Origin of the sequence: Flavobacterium nitrogenifigens (assembly GCF_003254565.1) — a bacterium.
In the GTDB taxonomy this organism is placed as follows: Bacteria; Bacteroidota; Bacteroidia; order Flavobacteriales; family Flavobacteriaceae; genus Flavobacterium; species Flavobacterium nitrogenifigens.
Window position 1 is genome coordinate 1 of record NZ_QJRI01000084.1, and the last position, 415, is coordinate 415.

The following is a 415-nucleotide window of genomic DNA, read 5'->3' on the forward strand; positions in this document are numbered from 1 at the left end:
ATCGTTTAAGCTTTTATTGCAGCGTCATGAAATACTGCGAACGTATTTTAAAGCAGATAATGAAGGTGATATCAGACAATATATTATCCCTGCAGAACAATTGGATTTTAAGATATCCAGTGAAGATTTCAGTTTTGCAGAAAACCAGCAAGAAGCCATTGCAAAGTATATCGAAGAAAGAAACCATGAGGCATTTGATTTAGAAAAAGCACCTCTTATAAGATCTTCGCTGCTGAAGTTAAAAGAACAGGAATATGTTTTCTTTTTATCCATGCATCATATCATTGGAGACGGCTGGTCTATGGAACTCTTGGTTTCTGAAGCTGTAGAGGCATACAACAGACTAATGCAGGGTAAAAAAGTTGATTTTCCGGAATTGGGCATTCAGTATAAAGACTATGCCGTTTGGCTCAAT

At 36.6% G+C, this 415-nt stretch carries 1 protein-coding gene; it reads left to right on the forward strand.

From position 1 onward, the window contains the following. Nucleotides 1-415, forward strand: a 415-nt coding sequence (locus tag DM397_RS00360; protein ID WP_239457749.1) for a condensation domain-containing protein, incomplete at both ends; no start/stop codon positions are given.